This window comes from Proteus sp. CA142267, assembly GCF_003336825.1.
In the GTDB taxonomy this organism is placed as follows: domain Bacteria; phylum Pseudomonadota; class Gammaproteobacteria; order Enterobacterales; family Enterobacteriaceae; genus Proteus; species Proteus terrae.
Genome location: NZ_QPMG01000011.1, coordinates 43,228 through 65,419, shown reverse-complemented (window position 1 = coordinate 65,419; position 22,192 = coordinate 43,228). Strand labels below are relative to the sequence as shown.

The 22,192-nt window shown below is 38.7% G+C and carries 23 protein-coding genes; 13 read left to right on the top strand and 10 right to left on the bottom strand.

The features are described from left to right. Positions 1 to 8 precede the first annotated feature (8 nt). The 4 genes from ruvX to rsmE form a co-directional block, all read right to left on the bottom strand. On the bottom strand, positions 9 to 428 hold the full coding sequence (ruvX, locus tag C0T34_RS15830) for a Holliday junction resolvase RuvX (RefSeq protein ID WP_098943962.1): 420 nt from the start codon (positions 426 to 428) through the stop codon (positions 9 to 11). Continuing rightward, positions 428 to 991: a YqgE/AlgH family protein gene (locus tag C0T34_RS15825; RefSeq protein WP_023581015.1), complete on the bottom strand. Its 564-nt coding sequence runs from the start codon at positions 989 to 991 to the stop codon at positions 428 to 430. Before C0T34_RS15825 ends, ruvX begins: the two co-directional genes overlap by 1 nt. Before the next feature lie 142 nt (positions 992 to 1,133). Next, on the bottom strand, positions 1,134 to 2,090 hold the full coding sequence (gene gshB, locus C0T34_RS15820) for a glutathione synthase (RefSeq protein WP_069367062.1): 957 nt from the start codon (positions 2,088 to 2,090) through the stop codon (positions 1,134 to 1,136). 10 nt (positions 2,091 to 2,100) lie between these two features. Further along, the gene (gene rsmE, locus C0T34_RS15815; protein WP_109850440.1) at positions 2,101 to 2,832 is read right to left on the bottom strand and encodes a 16S rRNA (uracil(1498)-N(3))-methyltransferase; all 732 of its coding nucleotides are present in this window, start codon (positions 2,830 to 2,832) and stop codon (positions 2,101 to 2,103) included. Between the two features lie 251 nt (positions 2,833 to 3,083). On the opposite strand from rsmE, the gene C0T34_RS15810 reads away from it, so the two are divergent. Then, the gene (locus C0T34_RS15810; RefSeq protein ID WP_109850439.1) at positions 3,084 to 3,737 is read left to right on the top strand and encodes an A24 family peptidase; all 654 of its coding nucleotides are present in this window, start codon (positions 3,084 to 3,086) and stop codon (positions 3,735 to 3,737) included. Positions 3,738 to 3,861: 124 nt separating this feature from the next. Here the strand turns inward: C0T34_RS15810 and C0T34_RS15805 are convergent, their stop codons facing one another. Both C0T34_RS15805 and C0T34_RS15800 read right to left on the bottom strand, forming a co-directional pair. Next, on the bottom strand, positions 3,862 to 4,530 hold the full coding sequence (locus C0T34_RS15805) for a DsbA family protein (protein WP_109850438.1): 669 nt from the start codon (positions 4,528 to 4,530) through the stop codon (positions 3,862 to 3,864). Continuing rightward, complete coding sequence (locus C0T34_RS15800) at positions 4,518 to 5,390, bottom strand: MBL fold metallo-hydrolase (RefSeq protein ID WP_098943957.1); 873 nt, start codon at positions 5,388 to 5,390, stop codon at positions 4,518 to 4,520. The genes C0T34_RS15805 and C0T34_RS15800 overlap by 13 nt, the downstream gene beginning before the upstream one ends. Before the next feature lie 105 nt (positions 5,391 to 5,495). Here C0T34_RS15800 and C0T34_RS15795 point away from each other — a divergent pair, with 105 nt between their 5' ends. After that, positions 5,496 to 6,416, top strand: a complete 921-nt coding sequence (locus C0T34_RS15795) for a LysR family transcriptional regulator (RefSeq protein ID WP_109850437.1) — start codon at positions 5,496 to 5,498, stop codon at positions 6,414 to 6,416. Here the strand turns inward: C0T34_RS15795 and C0T34_RS15790 are convergent. Beyond that, positions 6,393 to 7,319 (bottom strand): LysR family transcriptional regulator, encoded by a 927-nt coding sequence (locus C0T34_RS15790; protein ID WP_098943955.1) that lies wholly within the window; start codon positions 7,317 to 7,319, stop codon positions 6,393 to 6,395. The two genes, C0T34_RS15795 and C0T34_RS15790, sit on opposite strands and share 24 nt — an antisense overlap. A gap of 112 nt (positions 7,320 to 7,431) precedes the next feature. Between C0T34_RS15790 and lysA the strand changes: the two genes are divergently transcribed. Next, positions 7,432 to 8,673: a diaminopimelate decarboxylase gene (lysA, locus tag C0T34_RS15785; RefSeq protein ID WP_098943954.1), complete on the top strand. Its 1,242-nt coding sequence runs from the start codon at positions 7,432 to 7,434 to the stop codon at positions 8,671 to 8,673. Positions 8,674 to 8,783: 110 nt separating this feature from the next. Here the strand turns inward: lysA and fadE are convergent, their stop codons facing one another. Continuing rightward, positions 8,784 to 11,231: an acyl-CoA dehydrogenase FadE gene (fadE, locus tag C0T34_RS15780; protein WP_109850436.1), complete on the bottom strand. Its 2,448-nt coding sequence runs from the start codon at positions 11,229 to 11,231 to the stop codon at positions 8,784 to 8,786. 238 nt (positions 11,232 to 11,469) lie between these two features. On the opposite strand from fadE, the gene lpcA reads away from it, so the two are divergent. Further along, entirely contained in the window at positions 11,470 to 12,048 is a 579-nt protein-coding gene (gene lpcA, locus C0T34_RS15775; protein WP_006534804.1) for a D-sedoheptulose 7-phosphate isomerase, read from the top strand. Between the two features lie 53 nt (positions 12,049 to 12,101). Continuing rightward, positions 12,102 to 12,869: a class II glutamine amidotransferase gene (locus C0T34_RS15770; RefSeq protein WP_098943951.1), complete on the top strand. Its 768-nt coding sequence runs from the start codon at positions 12,102 to 12,104 to the stop codon at positions 12,867 to 12,869. Here the strand turns inward: C0T34_RS15770 and C0T34_RS15765 are convergent. Beyond that, positions 12,840 to 13,607: a murein L,D-transpeptidase family protein gene (locus C0T34_RS15765; protein ID WP_098943950.1), complete on the bottom strand. Its 768-nt coding sequence runs from the start codon at positions 13,605 to 13,607 to the stop codon at positions 12,840 to 12,842. The two genes, C0T34_RS15770 and C0T34_RS15765, sit on opposite strands and share 30 nt — an antisense overlap. A gap of 415 nt (positions 13,608 to 14,022) precedes the next feature. Between C0T34_RS15765 and C0T34_RS15760 the strand changes: the two genes are divergently transcribed. From C0T34_RS15760 to nqrM, 8 genes are all read left to right on the top strand, one after another. Beyond that, the gene (locus tag C0T34_RS15760) at positions 14,023 to 15,363 is read left to right on the top strand and encodes a Na(+)-translocating NADH-quinone reductase subunit A (protein ID WP_098943949.1); all 1,341 of its coding nucleotides are present in this window, start codon (positions 14,023 to 14,025) and stop codon (positions 15,361 to 15,363) included. A 3-nt stretch (positions 15,364 to 15,366) separates the two neighbouring features. After that, positions 15,367 to 16,605 carry an NADH:ubiquinone reductase (Na(+)-transporting) subunit B gene (locus C0T34_RS15755; protein ID WP_088493505.1) on the top strand — a complete coding sequence of 413 codons (1,239 nt, stop codon included), beginning with the start codon at positions 15,367 to 15,369 and terminating at the stop codon, positions 16,603 to 16,605. Further along, complete coding sequence (locus C0T34_RS15750) at positions 16,598 to 17,383, top strand: Na(+)-translocating NADH-quinone reductase subunit C (RefSeq protein WP_075672381.1); 786 nt, start codon at positions 16,598 to 16,600, stop codon at positions 17,381 to 17,383. The genes C0T34_RS15755 and C0T34_RS15750 overlap by 8 nt, the downstream gene beginning before the upstream one ends. After that, on the top strand, positions 17,376 to 18,005 hold the full coding sequence (locus C0T34_RS15745) for an NADH:ubiquinone reductase (Na(+)-transporting) subunit D (RefSeq protein ID WP_069367077.1): 630 nt from the start codon (positions 17,376 to 17,378) through the stop codon (positions 18,003 to 18,005). Before C0T34_RS15750 ends, C0T34_RS15745 begins: the two co-directional genes overlap by 8 nt. Positions 18,006 to 18,010: 5 nt before the next feature. Further along, a complete protein-coding gene (nqrE, locus tag C0T34_RS15740; RefSeq protein WP_006534792.1) occupies positions 18,011 to 18,607 on the top strand; it encodes an NADH:ubiquinone reductase (Na(+)-transporting) subunit E in 597 nt (198 codons plus the stop codon). Positions 18,608 to 18,623: 16 nt separating this feature from the next. Then, positions 18,624 to 19,850, top strand: coding sequence for an NADH:ubiquinone reductase (Na(+)-transporting) subunit F (gene nqrF / locus C0T34_RS15735; RefSeq protein WP_023581000.1), 1,227 nt, complete (start codon positions 18,624 to 18,626; stop codon positions 19,848 to 19,850). A gap of 80 nt (positions 19,851 to 19,930) precedes the next feature. Then, a complete protein-coding gene (locus C0T34_RS15730) occupies positions 19,931 to 20,953 on the top strand; it encodes an FAD:protein FMN transferase (RefSeq protein WP_098943946.1) in 1,023 nt (340 codons plus the stop codon). A gap of 19 nt (positions 20,954 to 20,972) precedes the next feature. After that, positions 20,973 to 21,200 carry a (Na+)-NQR maturation NqrM gene (gene nqrM, locus C0T34_RS15725; RefSeq protein ID WP_023580998.1) on the top strand — a complete coding sequence of 76 codons (228 nt, stop codon included), beginning with the start codon at positions 20,973 to 20,975 and terminating at the stop codon, positions 21,198 to 21,200. 98 nt (positions 21,201 to 21,298) lie between these two features. Here nqrM and C0T34_RS15720 read toward each other — a convergent pair whose 3' ends face one another. Beyond that, the gene (locus C0T34_RS15720) at positions 21,299 to 22,171 is read right to left on the bottom strand and encodes a glycerophosphodiester phosphodiesterase family protein (protein ID WP_098943945.1); all 873 of its coding nucleotides are present in this window, start codon (positions 22,169 to 22,171) and stop codon (positions 21,299 to 21,301) included. Positions 22,172 to 22,192 lie beyond the last annotated feature (21 nt).

Here is a 22,192-nt window from a genome sequence, read left to right as displayed (position 1 = left end):
CCTATTTTTTAGAATTGTTGTTCAAACCAGCTTTCAAGAATAATAACGGCAGACGCTGCATCTACACTGCCTTTATCTAAGGAACGATAACCACCACGTTCAAAAAGATGAGCGCGAGCTTCTACGGTGCTAAGGCGTTCATCATGCAACGCAATTTGTACACCAAATCGACCATGAAGGCGATTAGCAAATTTTTTAGCTTGAGTTGTGACTAACTGTTCGGTGCCATCCATATTAAGAGGTAAACCGACAACCACAAGATCAGGTTGCCACTCTTTTATGATTTTTTCGATTTGAGTCCAATCAGGAATACCATCTTTTGCTTTAAATGAGGCTAAAGGTCTTGCTGTTCCTGTAACTTCTTGACCGATAGCGGCACCAATGCTTTTTGTGCCGAAATCAAAGCCCATTACCGTTCTGTTTAACATTATGCGTGACCCGCTATCGGTGAAATGGTGTGGATATTAATCCCAATTAATTCAGCAGCTTTATGCCAACGTTCAGCAATAGGGGTATCAAAAATAATTTGAGGTGAAGCTTCAACGGTTAACCAGCTATTTTCTAAAATTTCTTTCTCTAATTGGCCTTGTTCCCAACTAGAATAACCCAAAGAGACTAATGTTTTTTCTGGTTGTCTTGCTGTGCCTAAGGTCTCTAATACATCTTTGGAAGTTGTGATCATCGTGCTATCACTAATTTTGATACTAGAACTAAAACCTGAAACTGGAGTGTGCAAGATAAAACCATGCTCTTCTGCAACAGGCCCTCCTGACATCACGGGTTTTTGTAAGCTAATCGCTTCATCTCTATCAGTCGAAAAAATTTCTAGTTGATCTAATACACCTTCCACAGAGATATCTTCGATAGGTTTATTAATAATTAAACCCATCGCACCGTTTTCATTATGTTCGCAAACATAGACGACCGAGCGTTCAAATAACGGATCGCTTAATGAAGGCATAGCAATAAGAAAATGGTTAAGTAAATTCATAATAGTCGTACTGTTCCCTGATCATTTTTATTAAAAAACCTAGCCCTTTTATACATTGTATTTCTTAATGTATACCGCTTATTGATTAATATGTGGGGGCTAGGTTCATACTTTTAAACCCGTTAATCTCAGTGTCTAAAAGTTAGTTTTTCTTGTTTAAGCGTACTTCAATTGCATCCATTAACATGCCCGTAATAGAAACATCAGGATAAGCTGCTTCAATTTCACGCGCACATGTTGGACTTGTGACGTTAATTTCAGTCAAGCGATCGCCAATAACATCTAATCCAACAAAAATAAGACCCTTTTGTTTAAGGATAGGTGCAACTTGACGCGCAATCGCCCAATCACTTTCTGTTAATGGACGAGCTTCGCCACGGCCACCAGCAGCTAAGTTTCCTCGTGTTTCTCCTTTTGCAGGAATACGCGCTAAGCAATAAGGAACAGGTTCGCCATCGACAACCAGAATGCGCTTATCACCATTGACAATTTCAGGTAGGAAATTTTGAGCCATACAGAAACGATGACCATGTTCTGTCAATGTTTCAATAATAACACCTACGTTTGGATCGTCTTTTTTCAGGCGGAAGATTGATGCGCCACCCATACCATCTAGTGGTTTGAAAATGACATCACCGTGTTTTTCATGAAAAGCGCGTAAATGCTTAGCTTCACGAGTCACTAAGGTGTCAGGTGTTAATGTTGGAAACCATGCAGTAAAGAGTTTTTCATTACAGTCACGTAAGCTTTGTGGCTTATTAACTATCAGCGTTCCCATATCTTCAGCGCGTTCTAAAATATAGGTTGCGTAGATAAATTCGGTATCAAAAGGCGGATCTTTACGCATTAAGATGGTATCGAGTTCACCTAAAGCAATATCTTGCTCTTTGCCAAACTCAAACCATTTTTCTGGATTTTCTTCTACACTGAGTAAACGAGTGTGAGCGCGTGCTTCACCTTGATGTAGGTAAAGGTCGTTCATCTCCATATAATGAATTTCCCAGCCACGACGTTGTGCTTCTAATAACATGGCAAAGCTGGTGTCTTTTTTGATTTTGATGGATGAAATTGGATCCATCACAATACCTAATTTAATCATTACTTCTCCTTTATCCCAGATCGCCGAACCGAACCTGCAAAGCGGTGATTGCGGTGAGCGCTGTTGTTTCAGTTCTTAATACACGAGGACCTAATAAAATATCAGTAAAATGGTGCTCTGCTGTCATGGTGATTTCTTCAGGGGAAAGTCCACCTTCAGGGCCAATCAATAAGCGCACTTTTTTAACAGGTAAGGGTAAGGTATTAATACTTTGGTTAGCCCTAGGATGTAAATTGAGTTTTAAACTACCATCATCTTGAGCACACCATTCTTCTAATGACATCACTGACATTAATTGTGGGATGCTATTTCTGCCACATTGTTCACATGCCGAGATAATAATTTTTTGCCATTGCTGATGTTTTTTCTCTAAACGGCTAGGGTCAAGTTTAACACCACAGCGTTCTGAGATCAGTGGAGTGATCGTATTAACACCTAACTCAACTGATTTTTGAATAGTAAACTCCATTTTCTCGCCTCGTGAAAGCACTTGTCCTAAATGGAGGTCGAGAGGGGATTCTTTATCATCAACAATACCTTCATTGATTTGCACAGTGACTGACTTTTTTGTGCTTTCTATGATTTCAGCATCAAATACCTGATTTGAACCATCAAACAGTGCCAGTTTTTGCCCTGTAGACATTCTTAATACACGCCCAACATGATTAGATGCTTCTTCATCTAATGCTGTTTGAGTACCTGCTGAGAGTGGTTCTGGATGATAAATGCGAGGAATACGCATAACGTGAAACCCTTACGTAAAAGATGGTTAACCGTGATAAATAAAATATGTGATATGCATCATACGCATGACATTATGGCATGCAAGTTATCACTTTGCTTTTGTCGTTATTATAGCGTGGATCTTATTGCGTGTTTTGTCGCAAAATTTCATGTTTTTATTGTCATTATAAAGAAAATTCTCGGTATTAAATGGATCTTCTTATACAGTCGTTTAACGAGGATAACGATGTATCTAAGGAGTAGATATTTATGCCATTAAGCCGTTTTTGTTTTATAAAAACACCTTTGTTTTCTTTTTTGACTGATTTTTTTATTTTTATTAAGTTTTTCCTACCTTTTCCATTATTATTTTTGTTACCTAAAACTCGACGTAAACAACTTACACTAAGTTACATTATCGTTTGTTTATATTGGTTTTTTTCAATTAATTCATTTTGTTTATTGATAATACTTTCAGTATTAAGCTTTTATTTGTTGATGCTATCTTTCTTTGATGCTGATTATTTTCTTCTGCCTAATACGTTGACTTATTGGCTAATATTTTTAGGGTTATTATGTAATTACTCAACATATGGATTAGTACCTTTCAATCATGCTTTTTATGGCTTTTTAGGTGGTGTTGGGCTTTTTTATGGCATCTATTTATGGGGATATTTTATCTGCCAAAAATGTGTTTTAGGTTTTGGTGATGTAAAATTATTTGGTGCTATTGGGGCATGGTGTGGGTTTGAGAAATTGCCGTATATTCTTTTGTTTGGTTCTTTTCTAGGATTAAGTGTGTATTGTGCAGTATTGATTACAACAAAAGATCATATCAAAAAAGTAGCATTTGGCTCTTGCCTTTCATTTTCAACATTAATGGTATTAGGCTTCAATTTTTCATCTTACAATTATTTCAATTAATTGATTTTAATTAATTGAGTTTAAAGAAAATAAATCATTTTTTAGATATGTATAAAAAGAAAATAATAAGAATCGAAATAAAGAAGGCAGTGTGCGGAAATTAATCAGCACACTGAAAAGAAGATTATAGGCTTTCTTTTATAAATTGCTGCCAACGTTTTGTATCACCTAAATATTTTTCAACCGGTATCAGGTGGTAACCTTGGTTATCTTCAATAAATAAAGTCGGAAAACCGCGACCATTAACTTGAGACATTAATTGTTGTGTCTGGCTTAAATGTTGCTGAATTTGTGTTTCGCTAATTTCAGACAATAAAGATGCAAACTGCTCAACATCAAAACCAAGTTTTTTCACAATAAATAGCAGAGTGTCTTTATCACTGATATTTAAGCCATCAAGGTAATAGGCCTCTTGTAATGCTTTTAGTAAATAAGCATCTCGCTTTCCCATTACTTCAGCAACAAGAACGGCTGAAATAGGTAGCAATGAGTTTAATACCATTTCAGTGTTACCAAGAGCGTCATGATATGCATGACTAAAAACTTGACCCGATAACTGACTAATACGTTCATCAATGGGTGTAACATGCTCTTTCCATGATTGACCACCTGTGACTGCTCTTGCTGGTGTAAACAATCCACCACCATGTAACTTAATGGAATTTGGAAACGTATTGCTTACTTCTTCAATCAGGGGGGCAATGCCGTAGCACCAACCACAAAGAGGATCATAAACATAGTGCAATATTTTAGTACCTTGGGTATTACCTGTATTGCTTGTTACTGAGGCCACTGCATCTCTCCTTTTAGTACTTTTGCACTAAGTTCTAGGCTTGATTTATCTGCTAAATTCTGATGATTTTTTTCCATCGCTGCAATAAATTCATCTGAATTTTTCGTTTTTTCAAGATTTTTCTCAGCTTCAATTAGGTAATTCATTGTGAAGTCAACGGCTTGTAGATCATACGTTGCTTTTGGTAAATAGTGACCAGGAATAACGGTTTTTGGGGATAGTGATTTTATTTGCTGTAATGCACTAACCCAATGTTGGCGCTCTTCCACGGTTTGAGTATCTGCCAACCAAACATGAATATTTTCAGAGACTAAAACACCACCCATTACTGCATTAAGTTTTGGAACATAAAGATATGTTCTATCTGGAGATTGCCCATCTAAGCCTTTGACTGAAATGGTTTCACCTTCTAGAGAAAAACTATCACCTTTTAGTACTTCAGGAATGATGATTTTCTGAGGGGCATTTTCTTTAAGTACAGGCCCCCAGTAGGCAAGCTTTCCTGCTTGAGTTTCATTAATGGCTTTAATTGTGGGTGCCGTTGCAATTACTTTAGCATTTGGAAATGCATCAGTAATGACATCTAACCCAAAATAAAAGTCAGGATCAGAATGGCTAATATAGATATAAGTCAGGTTTTTTCCGAAGGCTTTTATTTTATCAACTAGCGCTTGTGCATCATTTTTTTGAAATTGTGCATCAATTAAAACGGCATCTTTATCGCCATAAATAATTTCGGAAGAAACAGGGAAAACACTCGCCTCTCCTGGGTTATAAATATCTAATGTTAAATCAGTTGCTAACGCTGATGTTGCGAAGAATGCGGTAGTTGCAAGTGTTAAAGGAAGTAATTTTTTCATCTTTTGTTTTCTCCATAATGTTGTTGCTGACTATAATATGTTGCATAAAACAAGAGAAAAACCCTATTTTAGGCAATTAATTGTTGCGTAAATCGAGCAAATAAAATGGATAAAATAAAAGCATCAGAAGTGTTTGTAACCATTGTGAAGCAGGGAAGTATGATAAAAGCTGCTGATTATCTAGGTATGTCTAGAGCCATGGTGACGCGCTATTTAAATGAGATGGAAGAGTGGGCAGGAGTGCGTTTATTGCATAGAACGACACGCAAACAAAGCCTAACATCAGTAGGTGAAATGGTATACGAACAGAGTTTACAGTTATTAGAAATGGCTGAACGTATACCCGCTAATATTCCGAAAGAACGTCATCAAATCAGTGGGCTTGTTCGTATTACCAGTTCACAATCATTAGCAAATAGTATTTTGTCAGTGGCAATATGTGAGTTTATGCAACGTTATCCTTTAATTGCGGTTGATTTACAAATCACTAATCAAACCGTGAATTTGGTGGAAGAACGTATTGATATCGCGTTGCGTATTACGAATCACCTTGAGCCTAACTTAATCGCACGCTCGCTTGCGACATGTCTTTCTGTGGTGTGTGCCCATAAAGATTACTTAGCAAAAAAAGGTATACCTCAAAACCCAGATGAACTTACTCAGCATCAATGTCTAACTTACCGATTTTTTGGTCGTAGTTTGTGGGAATTTAATTTAGGTGATGAACGTTATTCAGTACCTGTTGGGGGGAATTTAAGCGCAAATGAATCGGTTGTTTTATTGCAAGCTACGTTAAAAGGAGCTGGTATATCGCTACAACCTTATTATTCAGCCAAACCTTATATTGAAAGTGGTGAGCTAGAACAAGTTTTGTCTGACTATCAAGCTCAGCCGATGGGAATTTATGCGGTTCTAGCGAGCCGACAAAATATGCCTGCTGCCGTTAGAGTATTGCTGGATTTCTTAGTAGAGTGGTTTTCATCATCATCTTATTGGCTTGCTTTATCGGGTAAAAGCTTGGGTTAACCGTTTAGGGTAATCTGATAATGTCTCTTTCATCACATCAATAAAATAGGCAACAAGTTGTGATGAAGGGCGATGTGATGGGGTAATTAAGCTGATGGTAAAAGGGATAGTAAAGCTTAAAGGACGAAGGCAAATAGACTTATCCAAGTAATCAAGTGCAGTAATAGGGTTAACAATTGAAATACCGATATTCTCACTCACCATTGCACAAATAGAGGCGGCACTTTGTGTTTCCATCACTAATTGTCGTGCAGTTCCATTTTTAATAAATACAGTATCAATTAATTGTCGGTAGCTATCATTGGCTGACAGGCTAATAAAACGTTCATTTTGAAAATCAACAGGGTGTAATAATGTTTTTTTACACAATGGATGTGACTTGGGTAAAACTGCGACTTCATTGAGTGTAAGCATGGTTTCTTGTTGAGTTCCCGCAGGTGTTTGTGTGTGTTCCACCAATCCTAAATCGTAATGTTGTGCGGATAACCACTCTTCTAATAAAGGGGATTCTTGAGGAACAATAGTTAAATTGACATCAGGATATTTATCTAGAAATTGTCGGCAAATTGAAGGTAATAATGATTGAGCAAATGCGGGCAGGCAGGTGATGTTCAATTCTGCTTGGTTAAAATGGCGAATATTTTCAGCTGCGCTAATTATTCTATCTAAACCATAATAAGAACGTTGTACTTCCTCAAAAAAGCGCAACCCTTCGGTTGTGGGCTGTAAACGGCCTTTTATTCTATCAAATAATTTAAATGCTAATAGATGCTCAAGACGAGATAATTCTCTACTGACAGTGGGTTGTGACGTTTTCAGTAGCTCTGCGGCTTCAGTAAGATTTTGTGTAGTCATCACCGCATGAAAAATTTCAATATGTCGCCAATTAAAAGGAGCTTTCATCTTATATTCCTATATCACAGATGAATAGAGTGTAGCTTATTTGATATTTTTATTCCCTTGTAAGTTCATAAATAATGATTCTATTCACCTGTGACTTTTATGAGTAGATAACATGACAACATCAATAACTATGGCTCAATACCAATTAGCACAAACTTATGGAACGCCATTATGGATTTATCAAGGCGATACTATTTCTCAGCGTATTGCCCAACTTAAATCTTTTGATGTAGTTCGATTTGCTCAAAAAGCATGCTCCAATATTCATATTTTACGTTTAATGAAAGCACAGAGTGTTAAAGTTGACTCTGTTTCGTTGGGGGAAATTGAGCGCGCTTTAGTTGCCGGTTATCAAGGTGGTAGAGAAAAAAGTGAGATTGTCTTTACGGCTGATTTACTTGATGAAAGAACAATTGAACGTGTTGTTGAATTAGACATACCTGTTAATGCAGGCTCTATTGATATGCTTCGTCAATTGGGTGAACGCAATCAAGGTCATGCTGTTTGGATAAGAGTTAACCCCGGATTTGGTCATGGGCATAGCCAAAAAACCAATACTGGTGGTGAAAACAGTAAGCATGGTATTTGGTACGAAGATGTGCCAGAAGCGTTAGCTGTGATCCAGCAATACAATCTAACTCTAGTTGGTTTTCATATGCATATTGGCTCGGGTGTTGACTATCAACATCTTGCTTGTGTCTGCGATGCAATGGTAGAGCAAGTGCTTACCTCTCAAGTTGATATTCAAGCTATTTCGGCAGGAGGCGGATTATCAACACCTTATCAAGAAGGTGATGCAACAGTCGATCTGGATCACTATTTTTCTTTATGGGATAAAGCACGTCAGCGTATTGCACAACATTTAGGGCATTCTATTGAGTTAGAGATTGAACCGGGACGCTTTTTAGTGGCTGAATCCGGTGTATTGATTTCACAAGTGAGAGCCGTTAAATCAATGGGAAGTCGTCATTATGTGCTGGTGGATGCTGGATTTAGTGATTTAATGCGTCCTGCAATGTATGGCAGTTATCATCATATTTCAGTTTTAGATAGTCATGGTCAAATAAAACCAATGACAGAATTACAAGAGACGATCGTGGCAGGCCCGCTGTGTGAATCGGGTGATGTTTTTACTCAGCAAGAGGGAGGCACAGTTGTTCCTCGTTTATTGCCTCAAGCACAGGTAGGCGATTATTTAGTGATCCATGATACAGGGGCGTATGGTGCGTCAATGTCATCAAATTATAATAGCCGACCACTTATTCCTGAAGTATTGATAACAGAGGGTGTTCCTCAATTAATTCGTCGTCGCCAAACAATAGAAGAGTTATTAGCATTGGAGTTAGCTTGCTAATTAATTTTTGGGAGCCTAATAATTGGCTCTTAATAAAAAAACACCTCATCACTAAAAGTAATGAGGTGTTTGTGTTTTATCAAGCGAAATATTTCCCTTTATCTCGATTGTTAGGCTGCTTTGTCTGTTTTGACTTTGTCAGCTTTCGGCTTTTTTGCAGGCACCGCCAATGCATCAAAGTCAAACTCATCAACATTGATACTCCGTAAGCGACTCTGTTCTGCTTTACGTAAGATATCAGCTTCTTCTTGAGTTACTCGTTTATCAGCCAGTGCTTTGTCCGCTAATTTATCTAATTGAGTAAAGTTAAATTTCTTCTCATAGAGGCGACAAATACGGTCGAAAATAGGTTCAGCCGCTAAAATATCCAGTAGTGCTTCTTCCATTAAACCATGTGGATTATGCTCGCTCGGTGTTAAGTATTGGCCTCTACCAATGCGATCACGGGTTTCAGAAGGTTGTTGGATAAGTTGCGCCACTTTGCTATCTAATTTATCTGATGGTAATTTTTGAGCTTTACCCAGCGGGAAAATAATTGCTCGCATAGTGCTTGCAACAACACGGCTTGGGAAATTGCGTAGCAGTTCATCAATTGCATTTTCAGCTTGGTATAAACACTCTTTTACGCTCCAATGTATGAGAGGTAAATCTGCAGTATGACGGCCTTCATCTTCATAACGCTTAAGCGCAGCAGAAGCGAGGAAGATGTGACTTAATATGTCACCTAAGCGTGCTGAAATACGCTCACGACGTTTTAAGCTTCCACCTAAAACTCCCATTGAAACATCAGACAACAGCGCCATATTGGCACTCAAACGGTTAATTTGTTGATAATAACGACGAGTTTCATCATTAGTTGGCGAATTACTTAATCGACCATTTGTGATACCTAACCACAGACTGCGTAAGGTATTACTCGCTACGTGACCGATATGACCAAATAAAGCACGGTCAAAATCATGTAGGTTGTTATCTCGAGCCGCTGCAATTTCATCTAGTACATAAGGATGACAGCGGATAGCACCTTGACCATAAATGATCATGCTACGAGTTAAAATATTGGCACCTTCAACCGTGATGGCAATTGGAGAGCCTTGATAAGAACGTGCGACAAAGTTCGATGGCCCAAGGCTGATCCCTTTACCACCAACGATATCCATTGCATCAATAACGCCACGCTGTGCTCGATGAGTACAATGGTATTTTACGATAGCGGATAATACGGCAGGTTTTTCTCCTAACATAATACCTGTAGTAATTAAGGTTGCCGCAGAATCTAAAAGATAGGCATTACCAGCCAGACGAGCTAATGGCTCTTCAATACCTTCCATTTTACCAATTGGAATTTTGAACTGACGACGGACACGAGAATAAGCGCCTGTTGCCATAGCCACACTTTTTAAACCGCCAGTAGAGTTTGAAGGTAGAGTGATCCCTCGACCAACTGAGAGACATTCCACCAGCATTCTCCAACCCTGACCTGCCATTTTTGGTCCACCAATGATGTAATCGATAGGAACAAAAACATCTTTACCACGAGTCGGTCCATTCATAAATGGCACGTTGAGTGGGAAATGACGATGACCGATTTCAACACCTTTGACATCAGTTGGAATTAACGCACAGGTAATACCTGGGTTTTCGTCATCACTTAATAGATGGTCAGGATCGCGTAATTTAAATGCTAATCCTAATACGGTTGCGATAGGGGCAAGAGTGATATAGCGTTTATTCCATGTTAAGCGAAGACCAAGTACTTGCTCGCCTTGCCATTCACCCATACAGACTACGCCACTGTCAGGAATAGCACCTGCATCGGAGCCCGCTTCTGGGCTTGTTAATGCGAAACAAGGAATTTCATCTCCTTTGGCTAAACCGGGTAAATAGCGCTTTTTCTGTTCATCAGTACCATAGTGTTGCAGTAGTTCGCCGGGGCCTAAAGAGTTAGGTACACCTACGGTGATGGCTAAAATACCAGATACTCCTGACAGTTTTTGCAATACGCGTGATTGAGCGTAGGCTGAAAACTCTAACCCGCCGTACTCTTTTTTAATGATCATCGCAAAGAAGCGATTATCTTTAAGGTATTGCCAGATTTCAGGAGGTAGATCAGCTAATTCATGAGTGATCTCAAAGTCATTTGTCATACGGCAAACTTCTTCGACAGGTCCATCAAGGAAAGCTTGCTCTTCAGCTGTCAACTGTGGTTTAGGGTAATTATGAAGTTGTTTCCAATCGGGAGCACCACGGAAAAGCTCGCCTTCCCACCATGTTGTACCTGCATCAATGGCTTCTTGTTCTGTTTTAGACATAGAGGGCATGACTTTTTGAAATGCTTTAAGTGCAGGTACTGAGATATAGGCTTTACGAATAGAAGGAATAGTAAAGGGTAATAAAACTAATGCAACGGGGAGAAGTAACCAGTAACTCCAAATATTGGCGATACCCATTACTAATGTATAAGCAATAAGTGAGAGGCTACTTAGCGCAATACCGAATTTGCGATAGCTAAGCACGCCAATAAGAATAATAAAAAGTACGATACTGAGTAGTGTCATAATAAACTCCTGTATTTAGCAAGAGATCAGAGGTCAGACCTGTTGTTTGTTATTTAGATCTAATCCAGTCACTAACTTTTATCAATATATTTACATTCTAATTACAATATAGCTCACAAATTATTCGTAAATGAGAGAAGTTAGCATTTGTCGATAATAGGTATCTTCTTTCATGACATTTAATCCGTTACACTGAGAAACAGAAAATTTCGATTACCCTTTCTGGAGTAAAAATCCTATGTACCAAGATCTTATCCGTGGTGAATTAACAGAAGCAGCAGATACACTCTCTCGCTTTCTTCAAGATGATGCAAATATTGAAGCTATCCAAAAAGCTGCAGTGTTATTAGCAGATTCTTTTAAAGCAGGCGGTAAAGTATTATCTTGCGGTAATGGTGGCTCTCATTGTGATGCAATGCATTTTGCAGAAGAACTCACTGGGCGCTATCGTGAGAATCGCCCTGGTTATCCTGCCATTGCAATTTCAGATGTAAGCCATATCTCATGTGTGAGTAATGATTTTGGCTATGAATATATCTTCTCTCGTTATGTTGAAGCTGTGGGTAAAGAAGGTGACGTTCTGCTGGGTATTTCAACCTCAGGCAATTCAGGCAATATCATCAAAGCAATTAGTGCTGCGCGTGAGAAAGGCATGAAAGTCATTACATTAACGGGCAAAGATGGCGGAAAAATGGATGGTACAGCAGATATTGAAATTCGTGTACCTCATTTTGGTTACGCTGATCGTATTCAAGAAATTCATATCAAAGTTATCCATATTCTGATCCAATTAATTGAAAAAGAAATGGAAAAATAATTTGTTGATATTGCTATAAGTTAGCAATAAACATCGGCAAGAAGGAGTGAGCGATGTGTGAGTTGTTAGGCATGAGTGCAAATGTACCGACAGATATTAATTTCAGTTTAAGTGGGCTAATTCCAAGAGGTGGTAAGACAGGGCCTCATAAAGATGGTTGGGGAATTACTTTCTACGAAGGATTGGGATGTCGTACATTTAAAGATCCTCAAGCCAGCGCAATATCGCCAGTCGCTCGCTTTGTTCAAGAGTATCCAATTAAATCAGAGGCTGTAATTGCTCATATTCGTCAAGCGAATCGAGGTAATGTCTCTTTAGAAAACACCCATCCTTTTACCCGTGAGTTATGGGGAAAAAACTGGACTTATGCGCATAATGGTCAACTAAAAGGCTATCAATCTCTTGCAACAGGGCGTTTTCGGGCGATAGGGCAGACGGATAGTGAGAAAGCGTTTTGCTGGATCTTAAATCAACTTGAAAATCGTTATAAACGAACCCCTGTGAATTGGCCTGCTGTATTTCGTTTTATCGCTATTTTAGCTTCTCAATTAAAGCAAAAAGGAGTCTTTAATATGCTGTTGTCAGATGGTCGATTTGTCATGGCATATTGTTCAACTAACTTACACTGGATTACACGTAAGGCGCCTTTCGGCAAAGCAAAATTGCTTGATCAAGATGTAGAAATTGATTTCCAGCAACACACCCAATCAGATGATGTGGTTTCTGTTATTTCAACATTACCATTGACTGGAAATGAATCTTGGCAGCGTATTCCTGCTGGCGAGTTTGTCTTATTTGATCGTGGTGTGCGTATTCTGTAGCCATTTGCTTTCGCTATTTTTCGATAAGTTAAGGACAGAATTTACACTATTAGATGAAGTCAAAGTGCTATTAACGTAATAACGCCCATTCTGAACAGTAACAGAAGGGATTTGTTTGCGTTCTTCAACATATTGGTAGGCAGGCATAAGCTGTTGCCAGAAATCCATATCTTTTGAATACTGGTGTTTTTTCATATTTTCATCGGTCATCTTAAATGGAAAAATATGAATATTAATCGTAGATTGACCTCCTTGTAGCGCCAATTCAGCATACTGATAAATTTCGTCCATTACCGAATCTGTCATTGCATAGCAACCAACCGATTTACATGCCCCATGGATCATTAAAAAGTCGCCTGTGTATCCTTTTGATTTATCATACTGATTAGGAAATCCTAGGTTAATAGCTCGGTAAAATCGACTGTTCGGATTTAATTGCGAGAAATTGACCTGATAAAAACCTTCAGGGCTTTTTAAATCACCTTGAAACTTTTTAGGTCCAAGACCTCCAGAATAGCTACAAATAGGGTAAGTACGTACTTTTTCTAATTGCCCATCTAATTTTTCCGTATAAAGTTCAAGTAAGCTTTCTTCTTTGAAAATTTGAATATAGATAGGTTGCCCTGTACTTTTTTTAACAGGTTTCATTAGAAAGCTTGAACTATTTTCAGCGTTAACTAATAAGGAAATTAACATTAATGTTAAAAAACTGATTAGTTGTTTTGCGTGACTGGTCATAGTTTTATCAGGAAATTAGCTTAAAATTTGTTGATAAAGTAGATCGTAGATTGCTATGAAGCAATAAATTTGTAAATTAAAATCTGATATAGTTTCTTTTCTTTTACAAAATATTCTGTATGAAATTTAATCGCTCGTCGAAAAAAATGATATTTTAATTCGGTTTATACGAGTTATTAACGTTTCAGTCAAAATAATATTCCCATTTGCTTGAGCTAAATCACTCGAATAGTCAGACAGGTTTAGGCTGAGATGATAAAATTCAGTTCGGCAGAATAAGAGAAAATAGTAACAATTATCGGAGATAAATAACTTAGGGTTCAAAAACACCTTAAGATGTTTTTATTACAGAGTCGCTACATTTTCGGGGTGAATTTGTAGCTTAGGGTTTAACTGATAAACTTGTGCAAATCTTATGATTAAAATTAAAAAAGGACTCGACCTCCCAATTGCAGGAGCGCCTGCCCAAGTGATAGAAGACGGACCCGCGATTCGACGCATAGCATTGCTAGGTGAAGAATATGTCGGTATGCGTCCTTCTATGATGGTTTCGGAAGGTGAGCATGTAAAAAAAGGGCAAATTCTTTTTGAAGATAAAAAGAATGCCGGTGTTGTTTTCACCAGCCCTGCTTGTGGTAAAGTCGTTGCAATTAACCGCGGCGAACGTCGTGTGTTCCAATCTATCGTTATCGAAATTGATGGTGACGAAGAAATTACCTTTAACCGTTATGATAGCTCAACGCTCTCAGACCTGACCCGCGAACAAGTTGAAACTAATCTTGTTAATTCGGGAATGTGGACTGCGCTAAGGACTCGTCCTTATAGCCGTACTCCACATTTAGGCACAACACCTGTTGCCATTTTTGTCTCTGCAATGGATACAAATCCACTTGCAGCAGATCCTATGGTTATTATTGAGCAAAATGAGAAGGCATTTAATGATGGCCTTGTTGTTTTAACTCGTTTAACCGAAGGCAAAGTCTATGTTTGTCATGGTGAAAAATCACCGACAAAATTAAATAACGGACAGATTAGCTATAACCAATTTGCAGGCCCACATCCAGCAGGATTAGTTGGTACGCATATCCATTTCTTAGAACCTGTTAGTGCTAAGAAAATGGTTTGGCATTTAAATTATCAAGATGTCATTGCTATTGGTTATTTGTTTACAACAGGTTCTCTATATACAGAGCGTGTTGTTGCATTAGCAGGCCCTCAAGTAAAAGCACCTCGTTTAGTGCGTACTCGTTTAGGGGCTGATCTCTATGAGTTAAGTAAAGATCAATTAGTTGATGGTGAAAACCGCATTATTTCTGGCTCTGTATTATGGGGATGGAAATCTGATGAGGCTCATCACTATTTAGGTCGTTTCCATAACCAAGTTTCTGTATTACGCGAAGGCCGTGATAAAGAGTTATTTGGTTGGGGTATGCCGGGTAGCGATAAATTTTCTATCACTCGTACAACTATCGGTCACTTCTTAAAAAATAAACGCTTTGCATTTACAACCACAATGAATGGTGGCGAACGTTCAATGGTACCAATTGGTAACTATGAGCGTGTGATGCCGTTAGACATTATGGCAACGCATTTATTACGTGATTTAGTTGTAGGTGATACTGACAGTTCTCAAGCATTAGGTTGTTTGGAATTGGATGAAGAAGATTTGGGATTATGTACTTATGTTTGCCCAAGCAAATATGAGTATGGCCCAGCACTGCGCCAAGTATTGACCAAAATTGAGCAGGAAGGGTAACTCATGGGTTTGAAAAATTTATTTGAAAAAGTAGAGCACCATTTTGAGCCCGGTGGCAAATTAGCAAAATGGTATGTACTTTATGAGGCAGTGACCACGGTATTTTATACGCCAGGTACTGTCACGCGTAATGGTGGTCATGTTCGTGACACCATTGACCTAAAACGCATGATGATTTTAGTTTGGTTAGCCGTTTTCCCAGCAATGTTTTGGGGAATGTATAATGTTGGTCATCAAGCGATCCCTGCACTTAATCAGTTATATAGTGGTGCTGAATTACAGCAAATCATTGCTTCAGATTGGCACTATCGCCTTGCTGAATTCCTCGGCGCATCATTAACAACAGATGCAGGTTGGGCAAGTAAGATGCTACTTGGTGCAACTTACTTCCTACCTATTTATCTAGTTGTTTTTGCGGTTGGCGGATTTTGGGAAGTTCTTTTTGCCTTTATTCGTGGACATGAAATTAACGAAGGCTTCTTTGTTACATCAATCTTATTTGCCTTAATAGTTCCGCCAACATTACCACTTTGGCAGGCTGCATTAGGTATTACGTTTGGTGTTGTTATCGCGAAAGAAATCTTTGGTGGTACAGGGCGTAACTTCTTAAACCCAGCATTAGCTGGTCGTGCATTTCTGTTCTTTGCTTATCCTGCTCAAATTTCAGGTGATTTGGTTTGGACTGCAGCTGACGGCTTCTCTGGTGCGACACCATTATCACAATGGTCTGTATCGGGTGAAAGTGCATTAGTAAATACAGTTACTCAACAGCCTATCTCTTGGATGGATGCTTTCCTTGGATATATTCCAGGGTCGATCGGTGAAGTATCAACACTGATGATTTTAATCGGTGGTGCAGTCATTCTTTTTGCTCGTATTGCTTCATGGCGTATTGTTGCTGGGGTAATGGTAGGCATGATTGCAATGTCATACCTGTTTAATTTCATCGGTTCAGATACCAATCCTCTCTTCTCAATGCCTTGGCACTGGCACTTAGTATTAGGTGGTTTTGCTTTCGGTATGATGTTTATGGCAACAGATCCAGTATCCGCATCGTTTACTGATAAAGGTAAATGGGCTTACGGTATTTTGATTGGCGTAATGGCTGTGCTTATTCGTGTCGTCAATCCGGCTTACCCAGAAGGTATGATGCTGGCAATCTTATTCGCAAACTTATTTGCACCACTGTTCGATTACGTGGTTGTTCAGGCGAATATTAAGCGGAGAAAAGCTCGTGGCTAAAGAGAAAAACAAAGATAGCGTCGCAAGAACGTTCCTCGTTGTATTTATTCTATGTCTTGTGTGTTCTGTGGTAGTAGCAGGAGCAGCTGTTGGACTGAAGTCTAAACAAGAAGAACAAAAACTTCTTGATAAACAACGTAATATTCTTGATGTTGCGGGGCTACTCGTACCTAAAATGAGTGCGACAGATGTACTGAAAGTGTATGACACGCGTATTAAAGCAAAAATTGTTAATTTTCAGACAGGTGAACTGACTGATAGTAAAGGCAATTTTGATTTAAACACAGAGCTACGCAGTGATGAGACGTCAATCGCTTTATCCCCAGAGGAAGATATTGCTAAAATTCGCCGTCGTGCTAACACAGCAGAGGTTTATTTTGTACTTGATGAACAAGGTAAAACGACGGAAGTTGTATTACCTGTTTATGGCTCTGGTTTATGGTCTGTAATGTATGCTTTTGTCGCCGTAGATATTGATGGAGTCACTTCAAAAGGTATTACCTATTATTCTCATGGTGAAACGCCGGGACTTGGTGGTGAAGTCGATAATCCACAATGGAAAGCACAATGGAAAGGTAAGCACTTAATCAATGAGCAAGGTGTGCCAGCCATAAAAATAGTACGTGGTGGTGCATCTGGCAGCCCTTATGGTATTGATGGACTTTCAGGTGCGACACTGACTTCGAATGGTATCCAGCATATGTTCGATTTCTGGTTAGGTGAAAAAGGTTTCGGCCCATTCCTGAAAAAAGTTCGTGAAGGAGAAATCAATGGCTGATACAAAAGAAATTAAACGAGTTTTACTTGGACCATTGTTAGATAACAACCCAATTGCCTTACAGGTATTAGGTGTGTGTTCTGCATTGGCGGTGACAACAAAACTTGAAACTGCATTAGTGATGACAATTGCTGTAACGCTGGTTACTGCGTTCTCAAACTTTTTTATTTCACTCATTCGCAATTACATACCAAGTAGTGTTCGTATTATTGTTCAAATGGCGATTATTGCTTCATTAGTTATCGTTGTTGACCAAATACTGCAAGCTTATGCATATGAAATCTCTAAACAACTTTCTGTTTTCGTCGGTCTTATCATTACTAACTGTATTGTAATGGGACGTGCTGAAGCGTATGCGATGAAATCACCGCCTATTGAAAGCTTTATGGATGGTATTGGTAATGGTTTAGGGTATGGCGTTATCTTGATCCTTGTCGGATTTTTACGTGAGCTTTTCGGATCTGGTAAATTATTTGGTATTACAGTAATGGAATCTGTCCAAAATGGTGGCTGGTATCAGCCAAATGGTTTATTCCTGTTAGCACCAAGTGCGTTCTTTATTATTGGCTTGCTAATTTGGGGATTACGTACATTAAAACCTGCACAGGTTGAAGAGGACTAATCGCCATGGAACATTATATAAGCCTGTTTGTTCGTGCTGTTTTTATTGAGAATATGGCGCTCGCATTCTTCTTAGGGATGTGTACATTCCTCGCCGTTTCTAAAAACGTAAAAACTGCTTTTGGATTAGGTATCGCTGTTACCGTTGTTCTGGGTCTTTCTGTACCGTTGAATAACTTGGTTTACAACTATGTGTTGCGTGATAATGCATTGATGGAAGGTGTCGATTTAAGTTTCTTAAACTTTATCACTTTCATTGGTGTTATTGCAGCACTGGTACAAATCCTAGAGATGATTTTAGACCGTTATTTCCCTGCGCTGTATAACGCACTAGGGATCTTCTTGCCACTTATTACCGTTAACTGCGCCATTTTCGGTGGTGTGTCGTTTATGGCACAACGTGACTATAACTTTAGTGAATCTATTGTTTATGGTTTCGGCTCTGGGATTGGTTGGATGTTAGCCATCGTATTACTGGCTTCTATCCGTGAGAAAATGAAGTACGCGGATGTACCGGCAGGTATGAAAGGGTTAGGCGTTACTTTTGTCACCACAGGGTTGATGGCATTAGGTTTCATGTCCTTCTCTGGTGTTCAGCTATAAAGGGTGAGAAGAACTCATGGATATAATTATTCTAGGTGTCGTGATGTTTACCCTGATTGTATTGGTATTAACAGCGTTGATTTTGTTCGCAAAATCAAAACTGGTCAATACAGGGGATATTTCAGTTGAGGTCAATGGAGACCCAGAAAAAAGCTTTGATGCACCAGCAGGTGATAAATTACTTAACGTATTATCAAATGAAGGTATTTTTATTTCATCAGCTTGCGGTGGCGGTGGCTCTTGTGGTCAGTGTCGCGTTAAAGTGCTGGAAGGTGGCGGTGATATTTTACCGACAGAACTTTCGCATATTAACAAACGTGAAGCTAAAGAAGGTTGTCGTTTAGCGTGTCAGGTAAACGTAAAAAACAATCTGAAATTAGAATTACCGGAAGAAATCTTTGGTGTTAAAAAGTGGGAATGTGAAGTTATCTCAAATGATAATAAAGCCACTTTCATTAAAGAGTTAGTATTAAAAATTCCTGAAGGTGAGGTTGTACCTTTCCGTGCTGGTGGATTTATTCAAATCGAATGTCCTCCTCATACGGTACGTTACGAAGATTTTGATGTGCCTGAAGAGTATCGTGAAGACTGGGATAAATTTAATTTATTCCGTTATGTTTCTGATGTTAAAGAAACTACTGTACGTGCTTATTCAATGGCGAACTATCCTGAAGAGCATGGCATCATCATGTTAAACGTGCGTATTGCAACACCTCCGCCACGTAATCCTGATGTGCCACCAGGAATTATGTCATCGTATATTTGGTCATTAAAACCGGGTGATAAAGTGACAATTTCAGGACCATTTGGTGAATTCTTCGCCAAAGAAACTGATGCTGAAATGATCTTTATTGGTGGTGGTGCAGGTATGGCGCCAATGCGCTCACATATCTTTGACCAATTAAAACGCTTACATTCTAAACGTAAAATCAGCTTCTGGTATGGTGCGCGTTCTGTTCGTGAAATGTTCTATACAGAAGATTTCGATATGCTTGCAAAAGAAAACGAAAACTTCACATGGAATGTCGCACTTTCAGATGCATTGCCTGAAGATAATTGGACTGGCTATACTGGATTTATTCACAATGTGTTGTTTGAGAACTACCTCAAAAATCATCCAGCACCAGAAGATTGTGAATTCTATATGTGTGGACCACCAGTGATGAACGCAGCAGTTATTAAAATGCTCAAAGATTTAGGCGTTGAAGATGAAAACATTATGCTGGATGACTTTGGCGGTTGATCCTAACTTCCGATAAAGCATAAATGAATGAAATGACAAGCGCCCACTGATGTGGGCGCTCATGATCAGAAGAGAGAGTTATGTTAAAAAGAAAGATGATAAATTGGATAGTGATGCTGTCTGCATTAGTTCTATTATCTGCATGTGGTGAAAAGCAGCAGGTATTAGAAGGAGAAACGATGGGAACTTATTACTCGATTAAATATGTTCCTGATAGTAATTCACCTCCACAAAACGTCTTACAAACAGAGATTGATCGTATTCTTGAAGAAGTTAACGATCAAATGTCAACATATCGTCCTCATTCTGAACTCAGTCGTTTCAATCAAAGTCGTGAAATTAATACCCCATTTCCTGTTTCACCTGCGACAGCTAAAGTAGTCAGTGAAGCTATTCGTATTAATAAAATGACTGATGGTGCTTTAGATGTGACTGTGGGGCCGTTAGTTAATTTATGGGGATTTGGTCCAGAAGGCCGATTTACGCATCAACCTTCTGAAGATGAATTAGCAAAACGTAAACAGTGGATTGGTATTAATTACCTTGCTGTAGAAGGTAATACGTTAATTAAAAAGATCCCTGAACTTTATGTCGATCTCTCTTCAATTGCGAAAGGCTATGGTGTTGATGCTGTAGCTGAATATTTAATTTCACAGAATATCACTAACTATATGGTTGATATTGGTGGTGAAGTAAGAACCCAAGGTGTGAATGGTAATGACAAGCTTTGGCGTATAGCGATTGAAAAACCAGCTAATGATGGCACAAAACAGAGTGTTCAGTTAATTATTGAGCCGGGTGATAATTCAATAGCCACTTCTGGTGATTATCGTAACTATTTTGAAGAAAATGGTGTTCGTTTTTCTCATACTATTGACCCAACCACTGGTCATCCTATTACACATAACCTAGTTTCTATCACTGTGATCGTGCCAACTTGCATGAGTGCTGATGGACTTTCGACAGGATTGAATGTTTTAGGGCCTGAAAAAGGGTTAGCCGTAGCAAACGAGCTAAATATTCCTGTCTTTATGATAGTGAAAACTGATAATGGGTTTGAAGAGCGTTATAGTAAAGCGTTCGCCCCATTCTTGAAAAAGTAGAATTTAAGGAGAGAAGGTTATGTTAAAAATATTTCTATTTGCCTTCATCTTATTCTTGATTGCCTTCTTTGGTATGGCGTTAGGCTATATTGTAAAACGTAAAAGCCTTCAAGGTAGCTGTGGCGGTTTAGGTGCTATGGGCATAGAGAAAGAGTGTGATTGCCCCGAACCTTGTGATGCACGTAAAAAACGTATGGCAAAAGATGCAGCAAGAGAAGAATTGCTTAATAAAAATAGAATTCTTTAAATAAGATACAAAAATAAAAAAAAGAGTGGTGTGTATATTCACATCACTCTTTTTTATTTTATCCCTTTCTAAGGAAACGAAGATAAAAGCGAGGGCGTTTACTCTTTTCTAAATGCTTTCATATTTGCGGGTGAATCGACCATAACCGCATCAGCACCCAATTCAGTGGCTTGAATATAGTCTTTCTCTGTGTTGATCCCAAAAAGAACAATATGAGCATTGCCTCCAGCACGAAAACAAGACATCGCATCTTTATCCCAACTCAGAACTGAAGCAGAGCGCGCTTCACCTAATGTGTACTTCTCAACAACTTCGACTTTGCGGTGCAGCTCAAGTCCATACCAACGAGTAATATCTAAGTTTTCAGGTAACAGGCAAACATGGCTCATAGTGATATTAGCTAGAATATCACGAGTGATATCACGGCTTTCAAAACGTTGTACATTAGTCGGCAAAGCATCAAGAAATGCAGTATTTGTAGAATAAACGCGGGTTCTATCCAGTGCGTTATGATTACTAAGTACAGTTATTAATGCCTCACCTTGAGTTGCTGGATCAGCATCTGGTGATTTTAAATCAAGATAAAATTGTGTTGTGGGGAATTGAGTTAAGATCTCATCCAATGTCGGAATGGTGACACCTTTATTTCGATAAGGAAATTGCTGGGCTTCACCAAATTTATAGCCGGCATCCCATTGCTTCAGTTGCTGTGCAGTAAATTCAGAAATACTGCCTTGTCCATTCGTTAAGCTTTTTAAATCGCTAGGGCGATAAAGAACAGGAATATTATCTTTTGATAATTGAATAGTGATCCAAATTGCATCAGCTTGATTAGAGAGCGCTGTTTTTATAGCAATTTCAGTATTTTCAGGGGCATCAGCTGTGCCACCACGATGTGCAATAATTTTAGGAGATGCCATAAGGATTACAGAATAAAAAAAGAGAGAAATAGCGATGAATAATTTGATCATGAAAAATTATTTCCTTGTTTT